The sequence below is a fragment of the Fibrobacter sp. UBA3718 genome (genome assembly GCF_002371935.1).
Classification (GTDB): Bacteria; Fibrobacterota; Fibrobacteria; order Fibrobacterales; family Fibrobacteraceae; genus Fibrobacter.
Map to the genome: position 1 here is coordinate 24834 of NZ_DFHR01000003.1, position 19795 is coordinate 44628.

18 protein-coding genes and 1 pseudogene are annotated in these 19795 nt (G+C 57.3%); 15 read left to right on the forward strand and 4 right to left on the reverse strand.

Going from position 1 to position 19795, the window contains the following annotated elements:
* Positions 1 to 35: 35 nt before the first annotated feature.
* Genes B4A77_RS00505 through B4A77_RS00520 form a run of 4 tightly spaced genes read right to left on the reverse strand, consistent with a single transcriptional unit; the run spans position 36 to position 3781 of the window.
* Entirely contained in the window at positions 36 to 1253 is a 1218-nt protein-coding gene (locus tag B4A77_RS00505) for a geranylgeranyl reductase family protein (protein ID WP_290737330.1), read from the reverse strand.
* Positions 1246 to 1437: a 4Fe-4S binding protein gene (locus B4A77_RS00510; protein ID WP_290737332.1), complete on the reverse strand. Its 192-nt coding sequence runs from the start codon at positions 1435 to 1437 to the stop codon at positions 1246 to 1248. The genes B4A77_RS00505 and B4A77_RS00510 overlap by 8 nt, the downstream gene beginning before the upstream one ends.
* Before the next feature lie 5 nt (positions 1438 to 1442).
* Positions 1443 to 2954 (reverse strand): carboxypeptidase-like regulatory domain-containing protein, encoded by a 1512-nt coding sequence (locus tag B4A77_RS00515; protein ID WP_290737334.1) that lies wholly within the window; start codon positions 2952 to 2954, stop codon positions 1443 to 1445.
* A 2-nt stretch (positions 2955 to 2956) separates the two neighbouring features.
* Positions 2957 to 3781 (reverse strand): TIGR02147 family protein, encoded by an 825-nt coding sequence (locus B4A77_RS00520; RefSeq protein WP_290732417.1) that lies wholly within the window; start codon positions 3779 to 3781, stop codon positions 2957 to 2959.
* 251 nt (positions 3782 to 4032) lie between these two features.
* Here B4A77_RS00520 and B4A77_RS00525 point away from each other — a divergent pair.
* From B4A77_RS00525 to ispF, 15 genes and pseudogenes are all read left to right on the forward strand, one after another.
* Positions 4033 to 4533 (forward strand): annotated as a pseudogene (locus tag B4A77_RS00525) (NADH-quinone oxidoreductase subunit B); the annotation flags it as partial.
* Positions 4534 to 4674: 141 nt separating this feature from the next.
* The gene (locus B4A77_RS00530) at positions 4675 to 5277 is read left to right on the forward strand and encodes an NADH-quinone oxidoreductase subunit C (protein ID WP_290734301.1); all 603 of its coding nucleotides are present in this window, start codon (positions 4675 to 4677) and stop codon (positions 5275 to 5277) included.
* Entirely contained in the window at positions 5274 to 6467 is a 1194-nt protein-coding gene (locus B4A77_RS00535) for an NADH-quinone oxidoreductase subunit D (RefSeq protein ID WP_290726383.1), read from the forward strand. Before B4A77_RS00530 ends, B4A77_RS00535 begins: the two co-directional genes overlap by 4 nt.
* On the forward strand, positions 6464 to 7525 hold the full coding sequence (locus B4A77_RS00540) for a complex I 24 kDa subunit family protein (protein WP_173382707.1): 1062 nt from the start codon (positions 6464 to 6466) through the stop codon (positions 7523 to 7525). The genes B4A77_RS00535 and B4A77_RS00540 overlap by 4 nt, the downstream gene beginning before the upstream one ends.
* A 2-nt stretch (positions 7526 to 7527) precedes the next feature.
* On the forward strand, positions 7528 to 8835 hold the full coding sequence (gene nuoF / locus B4A77_RS00545; RefSeq protein ID WP_290732410.1) for an NADH-quinone oxidoreductase subunit NuoF: 1308 nt from the start codon (positions 7528 to 7530) through the stop codon (positions 8833 to 8835).
* A gap of 4 nt (positions 8836 to 8839) precedes the next feature.
* Positions 8840 to 10459: a 2Fe-2S iron-sulfur cluster-binding protein gene (locus B4A77_RS00550; protein ID WP_290737336.1), complete on the forward strand. Its 1620-nt coding sequence runs from the start codon at positions 8840 to 8842 to the stop codon at positions 10457 to 10459.
* Complete coding sequence (locus tag B4A77_RS00555; RefSeq protein WP_290732407.1) at positions 10459 to 11814, forward strand: complex I subunit 1/NuoH family protein; 1356 nt, start codon at positions 10459 to 10461, stop codon at positions 11812 to 11814. Before B4A77_RS00550 ends, B4A77_RS00555 begins: the two co-directional genes overlap by 1 nt.
* Positions 11814 to 12380: a NuoI/complex I 23 kDa subunit family protein gene (locus B4A77_RS00560; protein ID WP_173382703.1), complete on the forward strand. Its 567-nt coding sequence runs from the start codon at positions 11814 to 11816 to the stop codon at positions 12378 to 12380. Before B4A77_RS00555 ends, B4A77_RS00560 begins: the two co-directional genes overlap by 1 nt.
* A complete protein-coding gene (locus tag B4A77_RS00565; protein WP_173382702.1) occupies positions 12380 to 12922 on the forward strand; it encodes an NADH-quinone oxidoreductase subunit J in 543 nt (180 codons plus the stop codon). The genes B4A77_RS00560 and B4A77_RS00565 overlap by 1 nt, the downstream gene beginning before the upstream one ends.
* On the forward strand, positions 12922 to 13236 hold the full coding sequence (gene nuoK, locus B4A77_RS00570) for an NADH-quinone oxidoreductase subunit NuoK (RefSeq protein ID WP_173366211.1): 315 nt from the start codon (positions 12922 to 12924) through the stop codon (positions 13234 to 13236). Before B4A77_RS00565 ends, nuoK begins: the two co-directional genes overlap by 1 nt.
* A gap of 3 nt (positions 13237 to 13239) precedes the next feature.
* Positions 13240 to 15297 carry an NADH-quinone oxidoreductase subunit L gene (nuoL, locus tag B4A77_RS00575; protein ID WP_290726397.1) on the forward strand — a complete coding sequence of 686 codons (2058 nt, stop codon included), beginning with the start codon at positions 13240 to 13242 and terminating at the stop codon, positions 15295 to 15297.
* Positions 15297 to 17027: a complex I subunit 4 family protein gene (locus B4A77_RS00580; RefSeq protein ID WP_290737339.1), complete on the forward strand. Its 1731-nt coding sequence runs from the start codon at positions 15297 to 15299 to the stop codon at positions 17025 to 17027. The genes nuoL and B4A77_RS00580 overlap by 1 nt, the downstream gene beginning before the upstream one ends.
* The gene (locus B4A77_RS00585) at positions 17020 to 18492 is read left to right on the forward strand and encodes an NADH-quinone oxidoreductase subunit N (RefSeq protein ID WP_173382699.1); all 1473 of its coding nucleotides are present in this window, start codon (positions 17020 to 17022) and stop codon (positions 18490 to 18492) included. Before B4A77_RS00580 ends, B4A77_RS00585 begins: the two co-directional genes overlap by 8 nt.
* Before the next feature lie 95 nt (positions 18493 to 18587).
* Positions 18588 to 19172, forward strand: a complete 585-nt coding sequence (locus B4A77_RS00590) for a hypothetical protein (RefSeq protein ID WP_290737341.1) — start codon at positions 18588 to 18590, stop codon at positions 19170 to 19172.
* 31 nt (positions 19173 to 19203) lie between these two features.
* Complete coding sequence (ispF, locus tag B4A77_RS00595; RefSeq protein WP_290732394.1) at positions 19204 to 19689, forward strand: 2-C-methyl-D-erythritol 2,4-cyclodiphosphate synthase; 486 nt, start codon at positions 19204 to 19206, stop codon at positions 19687 to 19689.
* Positions 19690 to 19795 lie beyond the last annotated feature (106 nt).

Below are 19795 nucleotides of genomic sequence, written 5' to 3' on the forward strand. Positions count from 1 at the left end.
TGATTAGCGACAAAGGGGTGGTCGCCGAAGACCGCTTACTTGAACTTCCAGAACTTGTACAGGTATTTGGCGGTCTGGACGGGCGTCTTGAGGAAGGCGCTCTTCTTGTACCCGCTCAGGGCGAACCCCTGCAGTACCTTGTAGAGGCCAATCTGGTCTTCGCGATTGATGGCGAGCAGGAACCTGCGGAACTTGTATTCGAAATCGTGCGTCTTGCCGAAGTACTCGTAGCAGCGCTTTTCGTACTGCTTGAGGAAGTTGCGGCTGAGTGCCGCGGCCTCTCCGGAGGTCGCCTTCAATCCCTGGTCCACGTATTCGGCACAGAAGCGGCCGGCCCTCATCGCGGCAGCGATGCCACCACCCGTGAGCGGGTTGGTGTGGTGGGCGGCGTCGCCCACGAGGGCCAGGCGGTCGAGCGTGTAGTCCTTGAGCGTGCTGGAAACAGGTACGAGCCCGCCTACGGTATGGTTGATTTTTGCCCCCGGGAAGAGCTTCTCGAGCCATTCCATCGTGATTTCGAGAATGTTGCCCGCATGCTTGCCCGCAGCGAGGAACCCTGCGCCGAAGTTCGTGACGTTCGATTTCTGCTTCGGGAAACTCCAGATGTAGCCATCGTTGATAAAGTCGTGTCCCTGCCAGAAGGTGAGGTAGTCGGGCTTGGTCAAGAGTCCCTGCACCTGGATGTCGACTCCCGTGCATGTCTCGCGCGGGTCCTGGACGCTCTTGAGGCCCACCATGCGCCCGATGCGGCTTTCCACGCCGTCGGCCGCGATGACCATCTTCGCAAAAATTTCCTGCGTGCCCGTTTCGGTCACGCTACCGTCGCCGTTGCCTTTCCCGAGCACGACTCGCACCATGCGGGCATCGCCCTCGACGTCGCCCACGAATTCGGCGCGTGCGCAGGTCTCTACCTGGGCGCCGTCGTCGGCCGCAAGTTTTGCGAGCCACGGGTCAAAGATTTCGCGGTTGAGCATGATGCCCGTGTTCGGTTTCGGGACTTCGATGTTCACGCCGTTCGGGCCGTAAATGTAGAGCCCGTTGATGATGCTCTCGATGCAGCTCTCGTCGATGGGGCCGTATGTCTGGAGGTCGGCCAGCGTAGTGCTCGCCTCCCCGCACCGTACCGGGAAGCCGATGCGTTCGCGCTTCTCGAGGAGCAATACCTTGTGCCCCGCCCGTGCTAAGTTCCTTGCGGCAACGGAGCCGCCGGGCCCTGCGCCAATCACCACGACATCGTAACGGGAATCAAGCATCGTTCACCTCCGTAATCGTGAGCGCACCGACGGGGCACGCCTTCACGCAGATGCCGCAGCGCACGCACTTTTCGGAATCAATCTGCAGGTCGAGCCCGAACATGTCGAGCGCCATCTTGGGGCACACGCCTACGCAGCCTGCGCAGGCGTGGCAGATCTTACGGTCGTGGACGAGTTTCTTCATCTCTCCTAATATAATAAATTCTGCATCTCGTAGAACGCCATGAGCCATGCCTGGAGGCGGGTCCAGTCCTTGTCTTCGTCCCTGCGGATGCTGTCGTTGAAGTAATAGACGATGAAATCTTCAAGATGCTCGTCGCCTACCTGAATATAGCGGAGGTCCTTGTCAAAATTTTCGGCTAGTTTCAGGTCCGTGTCGCGGATGGTCTCGCCGTCTATCGCGATAGTCAGGTGCTTCTCGTGGATGACGAGCGAAACATGGTGCCGTTTTCCGTCGAGAACCTTCGCCTTGCCGTAGATGGCATTATCGCTGGAGTCGGTGTCGATTCCGCTATGGATTGTGGTGCAGATGAACTGGGCATCCTTCTCGCATTGGGCAATTTTCAATCCCAGCGTGTCCGTCCCTGCGAATAAAATTTCAATGCTGTCTGAATTGTCGGCGGAGTCGGCCACCTCACCGTTCCTTTCGATCCAGAAACTCACTGCAAAGCTGGGCGTATAGAGACTGAATGTGGAGTCGAAGAACGAAGTGTGAGGCTCGATTTCGGAATAGAGGTGCCGTATGTTATTCCGTTGCTTGTAGGGGTATTCATGCTGGACCAAAAGCCAGTGTGCATCCTGTTCTTTTGCTCCGATGGAATCGAATCTCGCCCAGTATTTCTTCTCGGCGGACTTGTCCTGTTCTGCGGTGAAGAGATCGACGATGCTGCCCCATCCATCGATGAGCAGGTCGAAATCCTTGGGGGCGTAAACGGGGACGATGAGATTGTTCAGGGTCGCATCCAGGCCCGCAGAATCCAGGAGGTCCTTTGCCTTTTGGGGAATGGAGATGCCCAGGGTTTCGACGGAGGTGCCCCACAGGGCTACAATCCCAGACCAGAAAAGTGTGTCACCGGGGCGGATCCTTTTGGAATCGTCGACAAATGGCGACGTGTGCGCCGTATCGTTTCTCCAGACGGTGTATTTGCGAACAAGGCCCGCAGGCATGTTGCGGACGGTCATGTACCCGTTTTCGATGTCCTTGTCGGAGGTCGCTGCGCAGACAAAGGTGCCGTGGAAGCAGATGGAGTCGATATCGCTGAAGGCCCCTTGCAAGTAGATCTGTACGAATGTGGGTGCGCCCACTTCGATTTCGAAGTGGACGGTATCGGGCCACCCCGTATCCCAGGTGGAGTTGTAGTAGTCTTCAAAGCCGAGCAGGGTGTCCGATTCCGGGGTGGCCTTGGCGAGTACCCTGAAGTAGTGGCGGTCGCCCTCCGACTTCATGAAGAAGGTTCCGTCGTCTGCCGTTTCGGTCGAATCCATCGCGTAGGTGTGGTAGTCTACCGTATCGACGCCTGTCAGGTACACGCGCGCCCTTGCGAGGGGCTTGCCCTCGGTGTCGGTAATGAGGCCCGCAATGGTTTTTCCCGACTCTGTCTCAGTCAGGACGCCCGCGGTATTTTCGCCGTTGCTGCACGCCATAAACAGCGACAGCAGAGCCGCCGCGCTAAAAAAGGAAATTTTATTTACTCCAATCATCCCTACTCCAAATTCGAAAACAGGTGGATGTTCATCTGGTAGACGCCGTCGGCATGCTCCTTGTCCTCGCCGATGATGCGTCTTGCCTTCGCCTTGAATTCTTGCAGTTCGGCCTCGAGCTTCTTGTACGCCTCGCTCGAGATGCTGAACGTGAGCGTGCTCATGACGGTCGGCTTCTTGGGCGGCGTGATGAGCGCCTGCTTCGAGAGTTCGAAACACTGCAGCTGGTACTGCTTGATGAGTTCCGCGTTGTTGTACGGCCCGCTGCTGATGCTTTCCTTGGTGGGTTTCCAGAAGCCTTCTTCGTTCTTGCGGGCAAGCCCGAGGCGTTCCAGCAGGGCGAGCGAATCCTTCAGCTTGCCGAGAGGGACCTTCGGGAAAATCCTCTTCTGCACGGGCGCCATGTCGTCGCCCACGTCCATCGCGTCCAGTATGGCGAAGAGCGCGCTGTGGTACCAGCGGCTATAATATTCGTAGGCGTCTTCATTTAATATGTGCTGCGGGTTCGGGTGCAGTTTCAGCAGTTCCTGCATCGCTGCGTTGCGGGCGGCGTCGTTTTTCGCCTGGTCGAGTTCCACCATCGTCTCGAAGTACTTCGCCTCTTTCTTGTCGAGTTCGAGGATTTCGATGAACTTTGCCACCATGCGGGGGCTGACCTTCTTGCCCCTGAGGACATCGGCAAAGTAGCTGCGGCTCTTCTCGAGCCCGAGAAGGTTGCAGATTTCGGTACGCGTAAAGCCGGGTTCCGCCTTGGCGCGGGCGGTCTGGTATTCTTCCAGGAACTTGCGGAAGTGCGTAAACTGGTATATGTCTAGGTACTGGTTCATAGCTTTTGGGCCCGGTGTGGGCGCTTCCTATAATATAGATAAAAAACTTCAAAAATGAGAACTTTTTTGAGAACAAAAAGGGGAAAGAGGCGTAGAAAGGCTTCCGGAATGCGCATCTCCTTGATACTCTTTGAGATAAAAGAAAAATAAAAGATTCCCGTAAAGAACAAAGATGCTCCATTCGGGCGGAAAATTCCGCCCATAAAGGCGATTTTTCTATCTTTTGGCGCGAATTTTATGAGGTAATCCTTATGGGTAATGAGGCAGAAAAGCCGAGTATCATTACGTCCTCGCTTGACTTCCTGGTCAACTGGGGCCGAACCAATTCCCTGTGGCCGTTCCCCTACGGTACGGCTTGTTGTGCAATCGAGTTCATGAGTACGGAAGTGGGCCGCTACGACCTCTCGCGTATCGGGTCTGAGTATGTGCGTTTTACGCCGCGTCAGTCCGATGTGCTTTTGGTCTCGGGTACGATCACCTACAAGCAGGCCCCGATCCTGAAGCGTATCTACGAGCAGATGGCCGAACCGCGCTGGGTTATCGCGATGGGAGCGTGCGCCTGCTCGGGCGGCTTTTACGACTGCTACTGCACGGTTCCGGGCATTGACCACATTATCCCGGTGGACGTGTATATCGGTGGCTGCCCCAGCCGTCCGGAAGCGTTCTTCGATGCGATGTTCGACCTGCAGAAGAAGATCAAGGACGAATCTTACATGAAGCAGCGTGCCGAACAGGTGAAGGACCAGCTCGAAATGATCAAGGCGAAGACTGCCGAAGCCAAGGCCAATGCGAAGGCCTTTGCCCAGGAGAAGGTTACCGACATCAAGGACTTCGTCGTTGAAAAAGAACAGAACATTGTTAAGAAAGCCCAGTTCTGGAAGGAGTAGAAGATAATGACTGCTGAAGAAATCTTCTCTTGCCTGGAAGAAAAGTTCGGCGCGAAACGCGAAACTCTCGACAAGTGGAGCGTGACTGCCGTGCTGAGCGCCACCTACCTGCGCAATGCGGTTGAATTCCTGAGGGATGGTGACGCCGCGAAGTTCGAGATGCTCGTGGATATCGCGGGCATCGACTACCTGACCTACCCGAACCACGAGGGCCCGCGCTTTGCGGTGGCCTATGCGCTCAAGAGCATTTCGAACCCGGGACTCCGCATCCGTCTGAAGGTGCTGGTCGGGGAGGATAACCTCAAGGTCCCGACCATTAGTGACCTGTATGCGAACGCCAACTGGTACGAACGTGAAGTCTACGACCAGTTCGGAATCGTGTTCGATGGCCACCCGGACCTCCGCCGCCTGTTGAACCACGTTGAATTTGTCGGTCACCCGCTCCGCAAGGACTACCCGGCCCAGAAGCGCCAGTGGCTCTCCACCAACGACTACCTGCTCCCGGAACTTGAAAAGCGCCTGCAGGACCTTGGCTACAGGGTCATCCAGCGCAGCAAGGAAGTGGAGACAAACGATAACGAATTCTTGGAAGGGAGTATCAAGGAATGATTGTACTGGATAAGAATGGCGATAAGCTGAACCTGATGCCCCTGAACGTGGGCCCGAGCCACCCGGCCACTCACGGCTGCTTGCGCTTTTTGGCCGCGATGGACGGCGAGACGATTGTCGCGAGCGTAGAAGAAATCGGATACCTGCACCGCGGGTTCGAGAAGATGGTGGAACGCGGCACCTGGCAGCAGGTGGTCCCGTATACCGACCGCCTCAACTACTGCTCGGCCATCATGAACAACATCGCGTACTGCCGTGCGGTAGAGAACATGTTCGGCGTAGAAATCACGGAACGTTGCAAGGTGCTCCGCGTAATTGTAAATGAGCTCAGCCGTATCAACGACCACTTCGTGTGCGTCGCGGCGGCCTTCCAGGATTTGGGTGGAACGACTCCGTTCATGTACGCCTTTAACCCCCGCGAAGAAATCATGTGCATCTGGGAAAAGCTCACGGGTGCGCGCCTCACGAACAGCTACGCCCGCATTGGCGGCCTCTACCGCGACAGCTACGATGGATTTGAAAACGATGTGCTTGCGGCCCTTGGTTCTGTCGAGAAGGCCCTGAAGGACCTGCACGCATGCCTTGACCGTAACCGCATCTTCCTCGACCGTACGGTGGGAATCGGCAAGATTTCTGCAGAACGCGCCATCAGCTACGGCTGGACGGGCCCGTGCCTGCGCGCCTCGGGTGTCGCATCTGACCTGCGCAAGGATGAACCCTACTACGATTACGAAACCTACGACTGGGAAGTCGTGGTTGGCACGCAGGGCGACTGCAACGACCGCCTCCAGGTGCGTCTTGCTGAAATCGAGGAATCCGTGAAGATCGTGCGCCAGGCCCTGAAGCGCCTTACGCCAGGGCCGGTCGACATCGTCGACCCACGCATTCGCGTGCCGGCGCACAAGCTCGCCTACCAGGATATGGAAGGCCTCATCGGGCGCTTCAAGAGCGTGTACGAAGGCATCCGCGTCCCCGAGGGAGAATACTACTGCGGAAGCGAGTGCGCGAACGGCGAACTCGGCTTCACGATTGTTTCTGACGGCAGCGGCCATCCGTACCGCATCAAGGTGCGCCCACCCTGCCTCACGCAGTTTGCCGCATTCCACGAACTTGTGGAAGGTGGCCAGCTTGCCGACTCCATGGCCGTACTTTCGGGCCTCAACATTATCGCTGGAGAACTTGACCGATGAGAGAACATATTCAAGGTGCAGTCCAGTTCGTTTCGAACAACCGTTTAAAGTTCGACCGTCCCGCGCAGCCCATCGAGGCCCTGCCGGATCCCGGCCAGACGTTCGGTTATGTAAACAAGGAAGTTCCGCAACCCTCCCCGAAGGAAGTGCTCGCAAAGCTTGAGACTCCTGAAATCAAGGAACGTTGCGCTGACCTGCTTAGCCGCTATCCGGTGGGCCAGGGAGCCCTCCTCGAAGTGCTGTGGCTCGTGCAGGGCGTGTTCGGCTGGGTGCCGCGCGAAGGCATCCGTTGGGCGGCCAAGGTTTGCGGTTGCGCGCCGGCCCATGCGCTCGGTGTCGCGACCTTCTACACCATGTATAACCACGCGCCGAAGGGCAAGTTCCTGCTGCAGTTCTGCCGCAACATCAGCTGCACCATCAAGGGTGCGCCGGCTCTGATCGCGCACGTGGAAAAGTCCCTGAACATCAAGACGGGCGAGACAACTCCGGACGGCCTCTTCACGCTTTTGCAGGTGGAATGCCTCGGTAGCTGTGGCAACGGCCCGATGATGCTCGTGAACGATGACTTTGCGACCGACGTGGAAAACGACCAGCTGGTGATGAAGCCGGGGACGACGCTTACCGAAGAAAGCATCGCCCGCATTCTCAAATGGTGCTACGCCCACGAAGACAACGTCCCGAAGCACGATGTTCTCGGTGGAATCGTGAAGGGCCACGGCGGCCACCCCGGCGCTCCGGGTGCTACGGCCAAGCCGCAGGTCGCGGACTACGCTCCCCCTTCTCCGGTTTTGAACGTGAAGGCCGAAGCCGACGAAAACGGCGCCACTCTCACCTGGAAGGGCGCTCCCGAATTCACGAAGATTGTGGTCGAAAAGAAGAACGGCTCCAAGTGGGACGTCGTTGGCGAACCCGGCGTGAAGGACAAGGCTTTTGTGGATGCTGCCGGCAAGGTCGGCGACGTGTACCGCATGATTGCAACTTCCGGTGAACGCACGGCGAAACCTTCTAACGAGGCCGTCACCACCCAGAAGCCGGCTCCGGTCGAGGAGGCTAAGTAATTATGGCTGAATGTGTAAAAGTTTGTACGCAGAATTTTGGCAAGGGTGCCCAGGACATCGAAGTCTACAAGAAACTGGGCGGCTATGCGAACATTTCGGAACGCCTGTTCAACATGAGCCAGTTCGAGCTCATCGACTACGTGCAGCGCTCTAACCTGCGTGGCCGTGGCGGTGCAGGCTTCCCGACCGGTATGAAGTGGAGCTTCGTTCCCCGCAATTCCGGCAAGCCCGTGTATATCGTGGTGAACGCCGACGAAGGCGAAGGCGGAACGTTCAAGGACCACTTCTTGATGATGGAAGATCCGCACCGCTTGATCGAAGGCCTGATTATTGCAGCTTGGGCTCTCGGTAGCCGTGCTGCCTACATCTACTGCCGCGGCGAGTTCCTACCTTGCATCGAGAGCATCAACAAGGCGCTGAACCAGGCATACGCTGCCGGCTACCTCGGCGAAAACATTATGGGCACCAAGTTCTGCTTCGATATCTTCGTGCATCGCGGCGCCGGCGCCTACATCTGCGGTGAAGAAACTGCTCTTATCAACTCGCTCGAAGGCCAGAAGGGCCAGCCCCGCCTGAAGCCGCCTTTCCCGGCGGTGAGCGGTGCATGGAAGAGCCCGACTTGCGTGAACAACGTGGAGACCATCATGGCGCTCCCGTGGATTCTGCAGCATGACCCGAGCGAATATGCCAAGATGGGTACGCCACGTGCCGGCGGTACGAAGGTGTTCTGCATCAGTGGCGACGTGAAGAATCCGGGCGTGTACGAGGCTCCTCTCGGAACCCCGATGATGACGATGATTAACGAATATGCCGGTGGCGTCGTGGGCGGAAAGCTCAAGGCTGTGCTGCCGGGCGGTTCCTCGTGCGCTCCCTTGACTGCCGAAGAAGCGGCGGTCGCGACGATGGATTACGAATGCCTCGCCTCGATGAAGACGATGTTCGGTTCGGGCGCCATGATCGTGATCAACGATACCCACAACATGGTGGACCTCTTGAACTGCCTCGGCAACTTCTATAGTCACGAATCTTGCGGCCAGTGCACTCCGTGCCGCGAAGGTACGGGTCTTCTGCACCGCATGCTGAACCTGATTGTCGAAGGCAAGGGCCACGACGGCGACGTGGAACTGATGCAGAGCCTCTGCGGCGGTTTTGGCGGCGTGACGATTTGCCCGCTGTCCATTTCGCTTGGCGGCCCCGTTTCGAGCTACACGGCGAAGTTCCGTGCGGACTTCGATGAATATATCGCAAAGAACCCCGACCACGCCAAGCCGCGTGTTCAGGAAACCTATCGTCCTGGAATTTTCTGGTAATAATATGAGTAACTACTACAACATGCCGAAACTCCCGACCGAGAACAGCCCGAAGGTGGAAATCTTCGTGGACGACAAGCCGGTGATGGTTCCTGGCGATACGAACCTCCTCGAGGCCCTCAAGGCCGTCGGGATTGAAACACCCCACGTATGTTACCATCCTTACCTCCCGGTATCGGGTAACTGCCGCCAGTGCCTGGTGGAACAGGAAGGTCCCCGCGGCCGCATGCTCGTGATTGCCTGCTACACGCCGGTTGCCCCGGGCATGAAAATCTACACGCCTGCCTCCAGCGCCCGCGTTAAAAACGCCCGCAAGGCCACCCAGGAATTCATGCTGGTGAACCACCCGCTCGATTGCCCCATCTGCGACAAGGCCGGTGAATGCACCCTGCAGGAAAACTACATGGAAGCGGGCCAGAACGAATCCCGCATGCGTCCCGAATACGGCAAGAACTACCACGGCAATCCGGCGCACCAGTTCATTGATGCGAAGGGCCAGCTCCGTGGCGGCAAGCATGTGGACTTGGGCCCCCGTGTGTTGCTCGACGAAGAACGCTGCGTGCAGTGCGACCGTTGCGTGCGCTTTATGCGTAGCATCGCCGGTTCGGAACAGCTGCAGCTCGCCGGCCGTGCCGACCACACCTACATCACCACGTTCCCGGGCGAAAAGCTCGACCACGAATACGACCTGTGCGTGACGGACGTGTGCCCGGTGGGCGCCATGACTGCGAAGTACTTCCGCTTTCAGAAGCGTGTCTGGCTGCTTTCCCACACGCCGACCATCTCGATGGACGATTCCCTCGGCGCGAACATCTGGCTTGACCATGCCGATGGCCGCATCTACCGCGTGATGCCGCGCTGCAACCCCGAAGTGAACCGCAGCTGGCTTTCGAACACGAGCCGCCTTGCGTTCCAGCAGTTCGACAAGAACCGCTTGCCGGCGATGGGCTTCCACGTGATTCAGGAAGTCATTTCTGAAACCAAGTCTGTCGGGGGCAAGGTCGCCCTCGTCGCGGGTGGCGCCTGCACCATCGAGGATTTGGCTGCGCTCCGCATGCTCAAGGATTCCTTGGGCGACTCCGCCGAACTTTTCGGCGGGACCTTCAAGAAGGTCGGTGCCCCCGACGGCATCGCCATGAGCGGTGACCCGATGGCGAACCGCATGGGCCTCAAGCTGATGGGCGTGCCCGATGACAACCTTGCCGATCTCGTGAAGCGCGCCGGTGAATTCAAGGTGCTCGTGACCGTGAACGCGGACCTCTTCGGTGAAGATGCCGCCGCGGCTTCTGCCTTGGAAAAGATTCCGAGCCGCATCGCGCTCTCGGCATTCAACGATGCGACCGCCGCGAAGGCGACTCTCGCATTCGGCATCCGCCACTGGAGCGAAATCCAGGGGTCGATGGTGAACAGCCTGAACATCCTCCAGAAGCTGAATGCATGTCCGGTCTGCCCCGACGAAAAACTCCGCCCGGCCTACGAGGTGCTCTCGGAGCTTGCCGGAGCAAAGTTCGGCTGCGCATCCGAGGCCTTCAGACAGGCTGGCGCATACGCCCCGGCCCTCTCCGGCCTTACCTACGATTCTATCAAGAGCACAGGCAATCTCCTCGAAGGAGGTAACGCATAATGGATATTATCGAATCCAAAACCTGGGTGGAATGGCTCATCACGATTGCGAAGTTCGCCTTCTGCTTCGTGCCGGTCCTCTACATCCTGTTGCTGATTCCTATGGAACGCCGTGGCGCCGGCTTCATGCAGGACCGCCAGGGACCTAACCGTTCCTACATCAAGATTCCCTACTTCGGAAAGATCCGTCTGTTCGGCTACGTGCAGAACATGTGCGACGGTACCAAGCTGTTCTTCAAGGAAATGTTCGCTCCCGCGGGCGTGAATAAGGTGCTCTACTACGTGGCGCCGGCAATCCCGTTCGCCATCGTGTTCCTCTCGCCCTGCGTGATTCCCTGGTTCGGCCCGATGGTGTTCGAATGGGGCGGCAAGATGGTCCGCATTCCGGGATCCATCATCGATTCCGACGTGGGCGTGCTCCTGCTGTTCGGTTTCAGCTCGCTTTCCGCGTTCGGCGCCGTATTGGCCGGTTGGGCGTCCAAGTCCAAGTACAGCTTCCTCGGTGCGCTGCGTACGAGTTCCATGACCATCAGTTACGAAGTGTGCCTCGGCCTTTCGATGATGGGCATCCTGCTCCTCGCGGGTTCCTTCAACCTGACCGATATCGTGACCTGGCAGGAACACCACGTGTGGGGCATTGTCGCCCAGCCGGTGGCGTTCTTCTGCTTCCTCATCGCGAGCATCGCTGAAACCGGCCGTGCCCCGTTCGACGTGGCCGAAGGCGAGCCCGAACTTGTCGCCGGCTACCATACGGAATATGGTGCCATGCAGTTCGGCCTGTTCTACATGGGTGAATACTCGCATATCTGCATCAACAGCTTCCTCATTGCAACACTCTTCCTGGGCGGCTACGCGGTTCCGTTCGTGACGACCGAGACGATGCAGGCCCACATGGGCGGCTCGCTTGCGGTGCTCTGCGGCATCCTCGCGTTCCTCGCTCTCGCGTTCCTCCACATGGTTCACCGCTACTCGAAGAAGCTTGCCGCTACGGCCCAGACTCACCGCTTCGAGGTGCTCCGCGAATACAAGCTCTACAATATCATTGCGTGGGCTGCCGTTGCGGTGTTCGTCATCCTCGGCGTCTGCGCCTGGTTCTTCTACAATCCGGCGAACATGGTCGTGAACGGTGTTGCCGTGGGCAGCCTCGCGACGGCTCTCGGTACGGCGCTCATCCACCTGCTCGTGCTCGTGGTGAAGAGCGTCATGTTCTGCTGGGTGTGGATTTGGGTGCGCTGGACTCTTCCGCGCTTCCGCTACGATCACGTGATGAACCTCGGCTGGAAGATTATCCTGAACATCGCCCTCATCAACCTCGTGGTGACTGCGGTCATCGCTAAACTCGTAGGGGGTAACTAATGCGTGTTATTAGACAGAAACCCATGACGTTGGGCGAACGCCTCTATATTTTCGAGGCCCTTCGCGGTCTGTGGACGACTCTCAAGCATGCCGCCCGCGGCCTGTTCCGCTATGAGACGCTTCCGACGATTTCGTATCCGGAAGGAAAGCCCGAAGTCCGCAACACTTATCGTGCCAAGCATCGCCTGATGCTTCGCCCCGATGGCACCCCGCGCTGTGTCGCTTGCGGCATGTGCGCAGCGGCCTGCCCCGCGCACTGCATCTTTATCGAGGCTACGGCCAGTGACGACCCGCGTATCGAGAAGCGCGTGATGCGTTTCGATATCGACCACCTCACTTGCGTGTTCTGTGGTCTCTGCGTCGAAGCTTGCCCGGTGGATGCGCTCCGCATGGATACGAAGGAAATGGTCTTTGAACACCGCAACCGCGATGACTTTGTCGCCCACCTCTACGATCTCACCAACTGGGATCCGAAGGATTATCCGGACGACGAACAGAGTCAGGTGGCTCCCGGTGGAACCAAGAATGCCGAGGCCCTCAGGGTCTGGGGAATGGAGGTTAAGTAATGCTTGCCCTTATTTATTTCATCATTCTCGCGGTGATTGCTCTCGGTGCTGCTACCTGCGTACTGCTGAGCCGTCATCCTCTTTACGGGGCGCTTTCGCTCGTCGTTTCCATGGTGTCGCTCGCCGGCATCTACGGCCTTCTCGGTAGCCCCTTCCTCGGGGTCGTGCAGGTTATGGTTTACGCCGGCGCCATCATGATGCTCGTGACGTTTGTCATCATGGTGCTGAACGGTGCCCGCGATTCCCGGACGCCGATGTTCGACAAGGTGTCGCTCTTCATCATCCCCGCGGTCCTCGTGCTTGCGGCGCTCGTGGGTGTGGCTCTTGTCCGTGCCCCGCTCGGCTTCGATGCTGCGACAATCCGCGGCTCCGTGGCGGTGACGTCGGAAACTCTCTTTAACGTGGCCCAGGGCGGCCCGGGTTACTTTATCCTGTTCGAGGTGCTTGGCCTGCTCCTGCTCTCTGCTATGGTGGCGGCCGTGCTCATGGCCAAGAAGCGCCTCGGTTCTGTGGATTCTGAAAACGTGGAGGAAAAACACTGATGGAACTCCAACCCATTTTCATTCAGATTCTTGCCTTGGCAATCTTTGCCGTCGGCATCATTGTTGCCATCTCGCGTCGCAACCTGTTCTTCGTGCTGATGGGCATTGAACTTGCCTTGAACGCCGTGAATCTCTCGTTCGTGGGGTTCGCGAAGACGCTTCCTGCCGAAGCGAGCCTTACGGGCCAGATTGTGCCTCTGTTCTCCATCGCCATTGCGGCTGCCGAAGCGTGCGTGGGTTTTGCGATGGTCATCCTGATCTTCCGCAACCGCGAAAGCGTCGATGCGGATTCCTATTCCAACATGAGGGGCTAAGCGATGACAAATTTACCTTTGTGGCTCATTCCCCTGTTCCCCCTGCTGGGAACGATTCTCCTCGGTACGATTGCTGTCGTTTCTTCCGGTAGCAAGAAGGGCGCAGCCGAAAACATCGTGGGTGGACTTGCCGTCATTTTCCCGGCCATGTCCTTTGCCTGCGTGACGGTCCTGGCCTGTGGAATGCCGGAATCCGGAATCCGTGAAACCCTCTGCAACTGGATCGATTTCCCGCTTCTGCATGTGGATATCGGATTCCTGTTCGATGGGCTTTCCCGCATCATGCTCCTGTTCGTCACAGGAATCGGAACGCTTATCGCGCTCTACTCTATCGGCTACATGCATGGCGACCGCGGCTTCGCACGTTTCTTCGCCTACATCAACCTGTTCCTGTTCAGCATGATCGTGCTTGTGCTTTCGGACAACCTCCTCCTCACGTTCTTCGGTTGGGAAGGTGTGGGTCTCTGCTCTTACCTGCTCATCGGCTTCTGGAACAAGGACCTCAAGAACTGCAAGGCGGCGAACAAGGCGTTCATCGTGAACCGCGTGGGCGACATTGGATTCCTTCTCGGAATGCTTTGCCTCCTCTCTATTGGCGGTGCCGCGGTCCTCAACTACGACATTTTCAACCAGTTCATGCAGATGATTCTGAACGGCGGCCATCTTGACCTGGTGTTCACGCTTCTCACCTTGACGGGTGTGTTGTTCTTCGTGGGATGCACCGGCAAGTCCGCGCAGATTCCGCTCCTGACCTGGCTTCCTGACGCCATGGCGGGTCCGACTCCCGTGTCCGCGCTCATCCACGCGGCGACGATGGTCACGAGCGGTGTGTACCTGGTGGCGCGCATGGGCAAGATGTTCTGCATGCTGCCCGAGGTTTTGCTCCTCATTGCGTTTGTCGGTATGTTCACTGCGCTCTGGGCTGCCATTACGGGCCTCTTCCAGAACGACATCAAGAAGGTGCTTGCCTACTCGACAATCAGCCAGCTCGGCTACATGTTCATGGCGGCGGGCGTCTGCGCGTTCGATGCCTCCATCTTCCACGTGTTTACGCACGCCTTCTTCAAGGCAGCGCTCTTCCTTGGCGCGGGTGCGGTTATCCACTCGCTGGCCGGGGAACAGGATATGCGCAAGATGGGCGGCCTCCTGAAAAAGACCCCGGTCACGGCTTGCGTCATGATTTTTGCGTTCTTCGCGATTGTCGGGTTCCCGGGTTTCGCTGGCTTCTGGTCCAAGGACCTGATTCTCGAAAAACTCGTTTCTAACGGCCCTGTCATTGCGATGCCTTTTGCTCTCGGCGGCTCGGTGAACGTGCCTGTCGGAATGATTCTCTATGTGGTTGGCCTTGCGACGGCCGTTATCACGGCGGTCTACATGGGACGTCTCATTATCATGACCTTCTTCGGTGAATACCGCGGAAGCAAGGAGAGCGAGGCCCATATCCATGAGGCTCCGGCCGTGATGCTCATCCCGATGGTCGTGCTCACGTTCGGTTCCATCTTCGCGGGCTACCTCTGGGCGGACATGATCGGCATTACGTTCTTCAAGGATTCCCTCGCTGCGGCCCTGGGTGGTGCCGAGGCGGTTGGCGAAGGCATCCTGTCGGCGCATCACGTGAACCCGGTGCTGTTCGCGGTACTCGGCACGCTGGCTGCCCTACTGGGTATGTTTATCGCCTGGCGCGTCTATGCGAATAAGAAAATTCCGACCCCCAAGGATTCGGGTGCTCCGGAAGGTTCTGCGGCGGCATGGACGTTCGTGTGGGACTACATCCATGTTGGATTTGTTTTCCCGGTGCGTGTGATTGCCTGGATTTGCGATGTCGTTGTCGACAAGTTCCTGCAGGCGTTCCAGTGGACGCTTGGTGCAATCGGGGAAATCCTCGGTGATGGCGCGAGTACTTTCCAGGTCCGCAGGGTGCGTCTCCAGCTTGCGCTCAGCATTACGGGGGTCGCGCTGATTGTGCTCGTCGCCCTGTTTGCCGAAGGCATCGTCGGTATTCCGGACTTTGTCTTTAAACTCATCGATAGTGTAAAATCTCTTCTCGGGAGGGTAATCTAATGCTTTTACATCTCCTCGTCTTTGCGCCGTTCGTTGCGGCCATCCTGATGGTTCTCAACTCCAAGGAGGATTTCAAGGCCTCGACGCACATGGCGATTCTTTTTGGGATTGTTTTTGCCGGCATGTCGGTTGCGCTGGTCGCTAATGGCAACATGGCGACGACCCCTGTCGAGTGGTTCCATATTCCGGGTTGCAAGGGCCCTGCCTACTACTATCTCTATAGCCATGGCCTGGGCGCCTGGATGGTGTTCCTGTCTTGCGGGCTTTCGCTGGTCGCCCTTATCTCGGCGCGCGGACACCTGGACAAGAACTACCGCAACTTCGCTATCGGCATTTTCGCGCTCATGGGTGCGATGAACGGAACGTTCCTCGCTGCCGACGCGGTGCTGTTCTTCTTCTTCTTCGAGGCCATGGTGATTCCCGCGGCGCTTCTCATTGCGGGCTTCGGTGGCGAAAAGCGGAAGCAGGCTGCAATGACGTTCGCGATTTACACGCTGGTGGGTTCTGCCCCGATGATGGTCGCTCTCTGGTACCTATTGACCATTGCCGACAATTCGCTGGTGCTTTCTATCGTGCTCGCGGTCCAGACGATGCCCCAGAGCGCACAGCTGCTTGTGTTCTTGAGCTTCCTGCTCGCATTCCTCGTGAAGACTCCGATTTTCCCGTTCCACGGCTGGCAAGCGATAACGTATTCCGAAGCTCCGGCTCCGCTTTCGGCTATCCTTACTGGCGCGATGAGCAAGGCGGGCGTTTTCGGTTTTATCGCCTGGATGCTCCCGATCTTTACGCTTGATGTGCCACAGATTATGACGGTCCTGTGGCTTGGCCTTATAACCGCGATTTACGGGGCGCTCATGGCGCTCCGCGCGACTGACGGCAAGAAACTGCTCGCCTACAGTTCCATGAGCCATTTGGGCATCGCGGTTGCTGGCGTATTCAGCTTCTCCGAGTCGATGCTTACGGCTGTCCTCGTGCTCCTGGTGGCGCATGGCATTTCTGCCGGTGTTCAGTACTTCTTGCTCGGGGTTGCCGAACGCATGACGGGGACTCGCAATATCGAGGAAATGGGCGGACTTTCGCATACGAATCCTGTGTTCGGATTCCTCTTTGGCGCTGCGGGCGTCCTGGCCCTCGCGGTTCCCGGTACGGCCGGGTTCATCGGGGAATTTGGCGTCCTCCTTTCTGTTTGGGACATGAACCCGTTCTGTGCTGGCGTCGTGGGCTTCTGCATGATCCTCTCGGCGGCCTACATGCTGCGCTTTATCCAGAAGGTCATTTTTGGAACGCCTGCCCGCGAATACAAGGAAGGCCCGCGTGCGAGCGCGCTTGAAGGTTTTGCCTATGGCGTGATGCTCCTGCTCCTCCTGGTGTTTGGTTTCCATCCCGCTTTCGTGACGAACGCTCTGCGTGATCTCAACGACTCCACGGAACAGACGGCGGCCATTGACGAAGAAGCCGCTGTCGATGAGGCTTTGCCCGATGCGCTTCCTGTCGAGGATGAAGAAACTGTGGAGGCGGAACCCCTCGAATCGCACATCGCGACTTCTGCCGACGTGGCGCAGCTCGATTCTTCGCTGACAGCAGCCGGATTCTCCGAAGAGGAGAAGAAGGAACTGATCCGTCAGGTAATCGAAACCGAGGCCAATATGGCGAAGGCGACCGCAGCCGCTCTCGAAAAAGAACAATCTGCTCAACCGACCGTAAAGGACGAGGAGGCTTCCAATGACTAGTCTTGTGATGTTTATGCCGGTAATCGTAGTGGCGCTTGGCGCGCTGGTCTCGCTTGCCGCAGAACCGTTCCTGAACGACGAAAGCAAGCACAAGGTCCTTCCGTGGGTTGCTGCGGTGTTTGTCGCGCTTGGCATGGCGGCGTTTGCCTTGGTGAAGGTGGATTGCGTCTACGATCTGTTCGCGGTGGACCCGGTCCGTCGCTTGCTCGGTGTCTCTGTCCTCCTTTGCGCCTTGCTCGGCATTGGCGGACTCCAGTGGATGCTCGGCCGCGAGAAGATGAAGGGTGGCGAAGCCTACGGGCTCATGCTTCTCGCTTCTTGCGGTGCCCTGCTCATGACGCAGGCGATAGACTTCCTTTCCCTCTTCATTGCCATGGAACTCACGAGTTTCCCGGTCTATGCCCTTGTCGGCATCCGCCGTAAAGACCAGAATGCGGGTGAAGGCGTGTTCAAGTATTTTGTGTCGGGCTCCATATTCAGCGCCTTCTTCCTTTACGGGGTGGCCTTGATTTATGGCGCTACGGGTAGTACGCACATGTTCTCTGCAGTGCTTGAAGGCCGTGGCTCGATTTATGCGGTGGGCATCCTGCTTGTCGTGTTCGGTCTCCTGTTCAAGGCAGGCGCTGCCCCGGTACATTTCTGGGTGGCCGATGTCTATACGGGTGCATCCGTTGCCGTGACTGGCTTCATGGCTGCTGTCGTGAAGGTGGGTGCATTAGCGGCTCTCGGCTCTGTATGGGTGGGAATCCTCGCGACCCGTGCCGGAGCTCCTGCTGCATGGAACCTTGCAGAACCGGTGAAGTTTGCATCCCAGTCTCCCGCACTTTATTACGTTGTCCTGGTTGTCGCTATCCTCTCGATGGTGATTGGCGCCTTCAGTGGCCTTGCCCAGAAATCCATCCGTCGAATTCTTGCGTTCTCTGCCGTGATGAACGCGGGCTTCATTGTGATTGGCCTCCTGCTTCCGAACTACCTCAAGGAAGGCTCCGTGCAGCTTGGCTCCATGTTCTTCTTCCTGGTGACTTACGCCATCGCAAGTGCGGGCGCCCTGACGGGAATTGCCTACCTTGCCGGTAAAGAAGACAAGAACGAGAACCTGGAAGACATTCAGGGTGTCGGCCGTCGCCGTCCGTTCGTTGCGCTCGGTGTTGCGGTCTGTCTTGCTAGCCTTGCCGGACTTCCGCCTGTCGCGGGCTTCCTCGCGAAGTTTGCTCTGTTCGCAGGAGCCTTCTCTGCGGGAATGACGGCTACGGCCATCTTTGGCTTTGGCCTTTCGCTCGTGGCGGCGGTTTACTACCTTCGAATCGCCTATGTGCTGTTTGCTCCCCGCAAGGAACCTTGCCAGTGCAAGTGCTGCTGCCAGACGGATCCCCATTATGGCTATATGCTCAAGTTTACCGTATCGCTTGCTGCTCTTGCCCTGCTTGCGATGAGCGTGCTTCCGGCATCTGCCCTCATCGGCTAGTCTTTAGAGGATAAATCTAAAAGGGAATGCCCTGCCGGATTCGGCGGGGCTCCTTTTTTTATCTATCTTGTTGCACAAGAAAGGGGTTTGCGAAGATGATTTGTCCGGAATGTGGAGAACGATTTAATTTTTACGAGCCGCAGTGCCCGTGGTGCGGGGCTGCGAAGCCTGTAGAAAAAGAGAAGTCTGACGAGGGGGCGGAACCTTCCGGTTCTCAAATTGAAAATGCCCCGGAGAAGGAAGTATTCTTTACGTACAAGGCACGCAAACGCCATGGCGGGAAAGTACTGATGGTGGGCAAATATTGTATAGCACTCTTTCTCTTTATGGTCTTTGTTTGCATGCTCGGTCAACTCTTTAGGGAACCGATTACGAAGTATCTTCTTTTAACAGTTTTTATACCTCTTGCTGTATCTGTTGTTTTTTTCTTTGATGCCGGCTACTCCATCAAGGCCGTGCGCGAAATAAAATGTCGCAAGGACGATTTTGTGTTGTACAGGCTCAATGACGAGGCTGTCCTTCCGTTTGGCAAGACGGATATACTAAAAAAGAGGTACAGAACGGGGCTTTTCCGTCATATGTATGTTTTTGTTATTGACAAGGAAATCTTCTTCGTCGACGAACACGATTTCCCCGAAGTTGCCGAAACGATGAACAATCTTTATTTCGGGAAAGACTGAAATTTTTAAATTTGCAAAAAAAGGATTTATCATGGACAAGATTTATCGTTCGGGTATCGGTTTTGACGTTCACAAGTTGGTGGAAGGCCGCAAGTGCATTATTGGCGGGGTGGATATCCCGTACGAGAAGGGCCTCTTGGGCCATAGCGATGCAGACGTCTTGCTGCATGCCATTAGCGACGCCCTGCTGGGTGCCGCAGGCCTCGGCGATATCGGCACGTACTTCCCGGATACCGACCCGGCCTTCAAGGGCGCTGACAGTCTGGAACTGTTGCGCAAGGTGGGCGAGGAGGTCAAGAAGGCGGGTTACGAGATTGTCAATATCGACAGCATCGTGATGTGCGAACGCCCGAAGGTGAACCCGCACAAGGACGCCATGAAGGCAAACATCGCCCGCGTACTCGGGATAGACGTGAAGCAGGTCGGCATCAAGGGTACCACGACCGAAAAGCTCGGGTTTACGGGCAGGGGCGAAGGCATCGCCAGCCAGGCGGTCGCAATGGTAAGAAGTCTGTAAGGAAAAAGGCTCGGGGCACGAGGCTCTCGTTGTCCCTAATTCAACGAGTTTGGTTTACCATTTTTTGGTGGTTAAATTTTACCTAATTTTTTCTATATTTTACGCC